This window comes from Limnothrix sp. PR1529, from assembly GCF_002742025.1.
Taxonomy (GTDB): Bacteria; Cyanobacteriota; Cyanobacteriia; order CACIAM-69d; family CACIAM-69d; genus CACIAM-69d.
In genome coordinates, this window is record NZ_LIRO01000114.1 from 51,222 (window position 1) to 59,036 (window position 7,815).

Here is a 7,815-nt window from a genome sequence, read left to right on the forward strand (position 1 = left end):
CGCCCCGTTGGCCCTGGCCCCGATCGGGGCGATCGCTTTTCCCTGCTTGGCCCCATCACCGCAACAAGATCGAACCGATCATGGCTGACCAACCGACCCAACCCATCTTTTACAACCGCGTGATCCGTAAGGGTCAACTGCGGAACCTGATTGCCTGGGCCTTTACCCACTATGGAACGGCCCGCACCTCCCAGCTTGCCGATGCCCTGAAGGATCTGGGCTTTAAATTCGCCACCCGTGCCGGGGTCTCGATTAGCGTCGATGACCTGCAAATTCCGCCGATTAAGCGCCAACTGCTGGAAGCCGCCGAAGAGGAAATCCGCCGCACAGAAACCAAATATGTGCGCGGGGAAATTACGGAAGTGGAGCGCTTCCAAAAGGTAATCGACACCTGGAACGGCACCAGCGAAAACCTGAAAGATGAGGTGGTGCGCAACTTTGAATCCAACGATCCCCTGAACTCCGTCTACATGATGGCCTTCTCGGGAGCGCGGGGGAACCTGTCCCAGGTGCGCCAGTTGGTGGGGATGCGCGGCTTGATGGCGAACCCCCAAGGGGAAATCATCGACTTGCCGATTAAAACTAACTTCCGCGAAGGGCTGACCGTCACCGAATACATCATTTCCTCCTACGGGGCGCGTAAGGGGTTGGTGGACACGGCGTTGCGTACGGCGGACTCCGGTTACCTAACGCGCCGGTTGGTGGACGTGTCCCAGGACACGATCATTCGGGAAACCGATTGCGGCACGGAACGGGGGATCCCGGTTCGGGCCATGACCGACGATGAAAAAATCCTGATTCCAATTAGCTCCCGACTGTTGGGTCGGGTGGTGGCGGTGGATGTGGTTCATCCGCAAACCGGCGAGGTGCTGGCGGCCCGCAACCAAGACATTTCCGATGAGTTGGCCAAGGAAATCGAAGCGGCGGGTGTGGAAGAGGTGATCGTGCGATCGCCCCTGACCTGTGAAGCGGCCCGATCGGTCTGCCAAAAGTGCTATGGCTGGAGCTTGGCCCACGGCAGCATGGTGGACATGGGTGAAGCGGTGGGGATTATCGCGGCCCAGTCGATCGGGGAACCCGGGACACAGCTCACCATGCGCACCTTCCACACGGGGGGGGTCTTCACCGGGGAAGTGGCCGGTCAGATTCGTGCGCCCTTTGATGGGGTGGTCAAATATCCCAAAAACCTGCGCGCCCGCTCCTTCCGCACCCGCCACGGGGAAGATGCCCTGTTGCTGGAAGCGCCCACCAAACTCACCGTGGAAGCCGGTGGCAAAAAGGAAACCTTCGAAGCTAGCCAAGGTTCGATCCTGATTGCCCGCAGCGGTGAAGAAGTGAAGCTGGGTCAAATGCTGGTGGAGGTGCAGGCCCAAGGGCGCACCACCCGGAAATCCACCGAAAAAGCCACCAAGGACGTGCCTTCGGACATGGCCGGTGAGGTGCTGTTCGATGGAGTCTATCCCGAAGAGAAAAAAGACCGCCAAGGCAACACCACCCGGATTGCTCAGCGGAGTGGGCTGATTTGGGTGCTGTCTGGGGAAGTTTACAACCTGCCGCCGGGGGCTGAACCCACGGTCAAAAATGGCAGCGTGGTAGAGGCCAACAGCATCCTGGCGGAAACCCGATTGGTGACGGAGCATGGCGGGGTGGTGCGCCTCCCGATCGAGGTGGCCGAAGCCGACGGTAAGGCCGGCAGCCGGGAAATTGAAATTATCACCGCCTCGGTGTTGCTGAACGAAGCTCGGATCCGCACCGAAAGCGCCCAAGGTCGCGATCACTACCTGATTGAGACCGATCGGGGACAACTGTTCTCCCTGATTGCCACCCCCGGCACCAAGGTGTTGCACAACCAAGTGGTGGCTGAGCTGATTGACGACCACTACCGCACCAGCACTGGCGGGATTCTGCGCTACTCCGGCGTGGAAGTGGCCAAAAAAGCCAAGGGCAAACAGGGTTATGAAGTGCTCCAAGGGGGCACGCTGCTTTGGATTCCCGAAGAAACCCACGAAATCAACAAGGACATCTCCCTGTTGATGGTGGAAGACGGCCAGTATGTGGAAGCGGGCACTGAGATCGTCAAAGACATCTTCTGCCAAAGCGCCGGGATCGTGGAAGTGATCCAAAAGAACGACATTCTGCGGGAAATTTCGATCAAGCCCGGTGATCTGCGGATGGTCGATGATCCGGACTTGGTGGCCACCGTCGATGGGCAAATCATCACCCCCGGTCAAGACATTATTCCGGGGCTGCCGGCCGAAGAGCTGGTTTGCGTGGAATATGTGGAAACGCCGGAAGGGTCGGGCCTGTTGCTGCGGCCGGTGATTGAATTCACTGTGCCCGATGAGCCGGCCGTGCCAAGCCAAGATTCCGCCGAAGAAGCCGGGCGATCGATCAAACTGCGGGCCGTTCAGCGGATTCCGTTCAAGGACGGTGAGCGGGTTAAGTCCGTGGAAGGGATTGACCTGCTGCGCACCCAACTGATCCTGGAAATGGATAAGGGCACGCCGCAGTTGGCCGCCGATATTGAACTGGTGGATGATCCAACGGACGAAGACATCAAGCGCCTGCAACTGGTGATTTTGGAATCCCTGGTGGTGCGGCGGGATGTGTCTGCGGATCCGACCCAGGGCAGCACCCACACGCGCCTGCTGGTGAAGGATGGCGATCGGGTGGATCCGGGAGCCGTGGTGGCCCGCACCGAAATCCAAGCCAAAGACGGTGGGGAAGTGCGCGGCATTCGCGGCGACGGGGAAAGCCTGCGGCGTTTGCTGATCATGCGCCCCACCGATCAGGTGACCGTGGCGACCCAGGCAACCCCGACCGTCAAAGTGGATGACTTGGTGGTGGCGGGCAAGAGCGAAATTGCGCCCGGCCAGGTCAGCGCCGAATCGGGCCAAGTCCTGTCGATCGGGGAAGATCACCTGGTGTTGCGGGTGGCACGCCCCTACCGCGTGTCCTCCCAAGCCGTGTTGCACATTGACGATGGCGACTTGGTGCAGCGGGGTGACAACCTGGTGTTGCTGGTGTTTGAGCGCACCAAAACCGGAGACATCATCCAGGGTCTACCCCGGATTGAGGAACTGCTGGAAGCCCGAAAGCCCAAGGAAGCCTGCGTGTTGGCCCGTCGTCCTGGTACGGCCCAAGTGGTCTATGGGGAAGATGACACGGTGGAAGTCAAGATCATCGAGAACGATGGCACTTTGGCGGAATACCCAATTCGAGCCGGTCAAAACGTGCAGGTGGTCGATGGCCAAACGGCGAACGTGGCGGAACCGCTGACCGACGGCCCGGCCAACCCCCACGAAACCCTGGAAATCTTCTACAACTACTATGCGGAGTTGATGTCGCCCTACGAAGCGGCCCTCGACAGCTTGCAGCGGGTGCAAAAATTCCTGGTGGATGAAGTGCAGTCCGTGTACCAGTCCCAGGGGATTGAAATCTCCGACAAGCACATTGAAGTGATTGTGCGACAGATGACCTCCAAGGTGCGGATCGATGACGGTGGCGATACGACAATGCTGCCGGGTGAGTTGGTGGAACTGCAACAGGTGGAGCGGGTGAATGAAGCCATGTCGATTACCGGCGCGGCTCCGGCCCTTTACACGCCCGTGCTGTTGGGGATCACCAAGGCTTCGCTGAACACGGACAGTTTCATTTCGGCGGCCAGTTTCCAAGAAACCACGCGGGTACTGACGGAAGCGGCGATCGAGGGCAAATCCGACTGGCTGCGTGGCCTGAAGGAAAACGTGATCATCGGTCGTCTGATTCCGGCGGGTACGGGCTTCAATGCCTACGAAGAAGGCCTGGTGGATGAAATTAGCCCCTACGAAACCACGGGTTACACCCTGACCGATCCGCTCTACGGCGACGATGGAGAGCTGGCCGATGTGGTGCTGGACGATCGCACGGCGCGGGCCTATGAGCTGGAAGGGACGATCGACCTGGGCGCTGAGGCGGCCTATGGCCTGGGTCGCAATCCGGCGATTATCGATGATGAGGACATCGGCGGCAGCTACGGCAGCCGCTACACCAGTAGCGGCGATGAGGAAGAGGAAGAGAGCTACACCGACGGCGGCGAAGATTTCGACGACGACGATTAAGTTGTCCCAATCAATCTACTTGCCATTGTGGCAGTTGTTCATAGAGACAACTTCCGAGTAAGAATCGCTGGATGTCCACATTGCCTTCTTGGCAATGTGGACTTTTTGTGTATAGCTAGCTAGAATCAATCTAGGTGGAAAAACTAAGTTCATCAAGTTACATCATAGTCTTATCAGACCTTTCGACAGGTAGAGTCTTAATCTTTCCTGATTACCTCTGAGAGAATCAGTTAAAAGCTGTCCCTGGCAAAAAGTGAAAATCATGATCTCGCAAGAATTTTTAATCATGGTGAGATAATGACACTTGACTAATTTAGTGATAGACTGGCGTATGACTCTATTTGGACTGAAATCCGCTCGTGCTTGGTATCTCTATCTAAAACCAAATCTCTAACAATAACTGACTCATGGCCAACGACATTACCCAAAATCATTTCGGAACTGGCGATAACGTGGCCGGTAATAAAATCCTGGGTCATAATTTTGGGAGTATTATCAGTAATACAGTCAATAACTATTCTGATACTGGTTTTATTGAGATTGATTTAAAAAACTCTAAACTGCCAAGAGTTCCTGAGAAGATTTTGGCACTTGCCCAAGAGAGGTTATCACTAAGTCGCCACCTAGTTATATCCGTTAGCTCTAGAGTAGACTCTGCTTTACTTCTAAAGTCTATATTGAAGACTACTTCAAGTCAGCTAGGGCTTCAAAAACCACTGGTAAAAGTTTGGCAGCATAGATTTGAGGATGCGAAGTTTAGCGTTCTGTCTATTGAAGCCAACCAAGATGATGCTGTTATTGTAGACAATCTGCCCATCCACACTTTAAAACGCATTAATTCATCTTGGTGGAAGTCTCGCCCCTCAACAGGCTATATCCTTATCTCGATTCGTCCTGGTAATAGAGATCTGCTCTCGTTGGAGACATTGAATCCTCCCCTCTGGAGAATAGAAGATTCAGAGTTTCCAGAAGATTCAGAGTTCTTGATTGGTGATGATCTTAATATTATCCAAACGCGCTATGAACAGGAAACCAATCCAAGGGTAAAGCTACTACATATAGCGCTGGCTTGTTTTGCAGGACTTGAGGAAAACCAATTTTTTGCATCTCTTGAGGAAGTTTTTGAGCAAAGTTGGACTACTAGAGTTCCTCAGCTTCATGCTTTTGATTATGATGATTTCTTTGGCATCAAAGAAAGTAGTGCAATTAGTGAGTTTATTGATGAGTCAGAAAAGCTAAATTCTGGTCAATCGAGATTCAATGTGTCCCGTGACTATCGGCAGGTTATCTTTAGCACTGCATGGAGGACACAGCGCAGGCAAATTCTTTCTATGCTCCCTGTGCTCGTTAACCTCGTCAAAAATTCTATTGCCAGTAATCGGAACGACCTATATCCATCGGAATCATACAAATCCAATTTGCGTGAAGTTATTGCAGAATCGATCAGCAATATTGTACTTCTATCAGCAGGGATTGCAGAAGACCACTTACTTGCCTTGGCTGCAAGCCCTAGCTTACCGGTACAAATGGCAGCAGCTCAATCCTTAGCAAATTGGCGCGCACTTGAATTTTCAAGAGTTAAGGAATATACGACTCTCCAGCCAGAAAAAAGGCTGCTAGAGACTCTAGAAAAATGGTATTCCGATGCTCAAGACAACTCTCGAATTCGGAGATTAGTTGCTACCTTAATGCAAAGTGAAGGAGAAGAGTCGTTTGCTAATTCACCTGAAGATCAAATTCTGAGTACAGTTGCTTTGTGCGTTGGATTATCATCTCGATTTGATAATCCTAACAATCTTAACAACCATCTTTTGCAGATTTTTTGCAACTTAGCTAGTAAGGTTGCAGAGCAACCTAATTCTCTCTTGAGAGTTCGTTTTTTTGATGTCACTCTACCCTATGTACTTGAAGATCATTTAGAGCAACTTGCCCCAAGTATAAAGAGATTTTCTGCTTACGAAACGCTCGTCCGGCCCATTGCATCAGTTCTGATCAAGCTTTGGTATAACAATAAGACTGATGTTGATAAAATTACTAATAATTGGATTCAGCAAAGTTTAGAACATGGTAAACCTTCTAAAACTAATCATGTTGCTCTGACACTTTTTGTGCAATCAGTACGCACTATAGATGCTGGATATGAAGCATCAGACTTGGCAATAACTTTAGAAATGATGTTTGAGTTTCTTGCTAAGTGTACCGTCAAAAGTGATTATTTCAAAAGATTGACAGCTTCATTTGCAATCATCAACTTAGTTAGTCGCAACTTCTCATCTCTCAAGGTAGCTTTTTCTGGTCTTATCAGTAGACTGGTACAGCCGCAATTGGCAGCTCAATTGATTGGTCAAATTTACATCCAACAGAGATCAGAAGATGTTAATGGCGACTTTTCTTTTCACATCATTGACGATGGTTCTGGTGAGAATAACCATGCTCTGAATGGCTTGGCTCTTCCTGAGTTAGACCCATTGAGAGAATGGGCGGGAGTTGATTTTCAAGGCTACGTTGATAATAGTCAGCGTGTACCTACAGAGATTGAAATATGGTTGTTTGATGTTGTCAATGATGACTCTAATCCTCAGCTACAGTGCTTAGCGATTAGGGCACTGTCGTATCTGTACAACAGCTTCGACAAATTTGAAGCTGCTGCTGCAAGAGATTGGCAGCCACGTCAGGACAGGGCTACAGAGACCACATCTCATGACTCCTTGATCCCTGTGTCTATGTCTCCTCAAGTGCCTTTCCTGCTGAGAAGGCTTGTTCCCCGGTTAGCGACATTAAATCAGGATGAGTACTATACATCTATTACTAATACTCTTGGTGAGCTATACCGCCAACAATTTTCCTTCTCTAATTCATTGAGTTGGGTGTTTGGAAGATTAAAAAATAGCCCAAACAGATCAACCAGATTAATAACTCCATCCCTAGAGCGGGCCGCATGGTTGCTAGGAAACACGTGGCTGATTCTTTTGCTTGGAGCTATCGCAGCTACATTTGCAGTCTCAGTAGTTGGTTCTGGCATATACCAAATCTCTCAGCTTGCCTCAGGCAACCGGTCATCTGAAGCGACTGAAGATAATACAACATCTTCACCTATGCCTGGCGCACCAATGCTATCAGCTGATGAAGCAAGAGTATTGATTGGCCAGTGGCTACAAGCAAAAGCTAGAATTTTTGCTCCACCTTATGATTCGGCATTACTAGAGTCACTAGCAGCAGGGTCTTTTTATGAAGAAGGTATAGAAACTATTCAAAAGCTGCGTGATGCGAATTCTTACTATAGCTATGGATTGCAAGAAATTAGATCAGTTCGAGACTACTCTGTTTCTGGCGGTCAAGTTTCAGTCGTAGTAGAGATCGCTGAAGATAAGGCTCTTTACGAAAAGAATCGAGTAGTTCCTGGAGACCAGACCCAGTTTTCTATCTTTCAAATTCGGTATACCTTGGAAGTAAATGATGGTCGGTGGAAATTAATTTCTCGCGAAATACTGAACCAGTAAATGGTTAAGACCTTAATTACTAAGAGGCTAACCTCATTAATTTATCCACACCCAAGAGCTGATGTTTGAATTCTAGAAGTCCCATCAATTCATGTATCTTCCCTGAATTGATAGTAGACTAATATCAAGTTTTTTAGAGTAGATAGTTTTTGTAATACCAAAGGTGCTAGCGCCTCAATTAATTTATGGTTTCTAGCAGAAGTGTTGAATCTAAA

2 protein-coding genes are annotated in these 7,815 nt (G+C 50.5%); both read left to right on the top strand.

Features of this window, described 5'->3' with window-relative positions; genetic code table 11:
• The first annotated feature begins 80 nt into the window (after nucleotides 1-80).
• On the top strand, nucleotides 81-4,100 hold the full coding sequence (locus AMR42_RS15700; RefSeq protein ID WP_099534592.1) for a DNA-directed RNA polymerase subunit beta': 4,020 nt from the start codon (nucleotides 81-83) through the stop codon (nucleotides 4,098-4,100).
• A 407-nt stretch (nucleotides 4,101-4,507) separates the two neighbouring features.
• Complete coding sequence (locus tag AMR42_RS15705; RefSeq protein WP_099534593.1) at nucleotides 4,508-7,600, top strand: ARC6/PARC6 family protein; 3,093 nt, start codon at nucleotides 4,508-4,510, stop codon at nucleotides 7,598-7,600.
• Nucleotides 7,601-7,815: the final 215 nt, after the last annotated feature.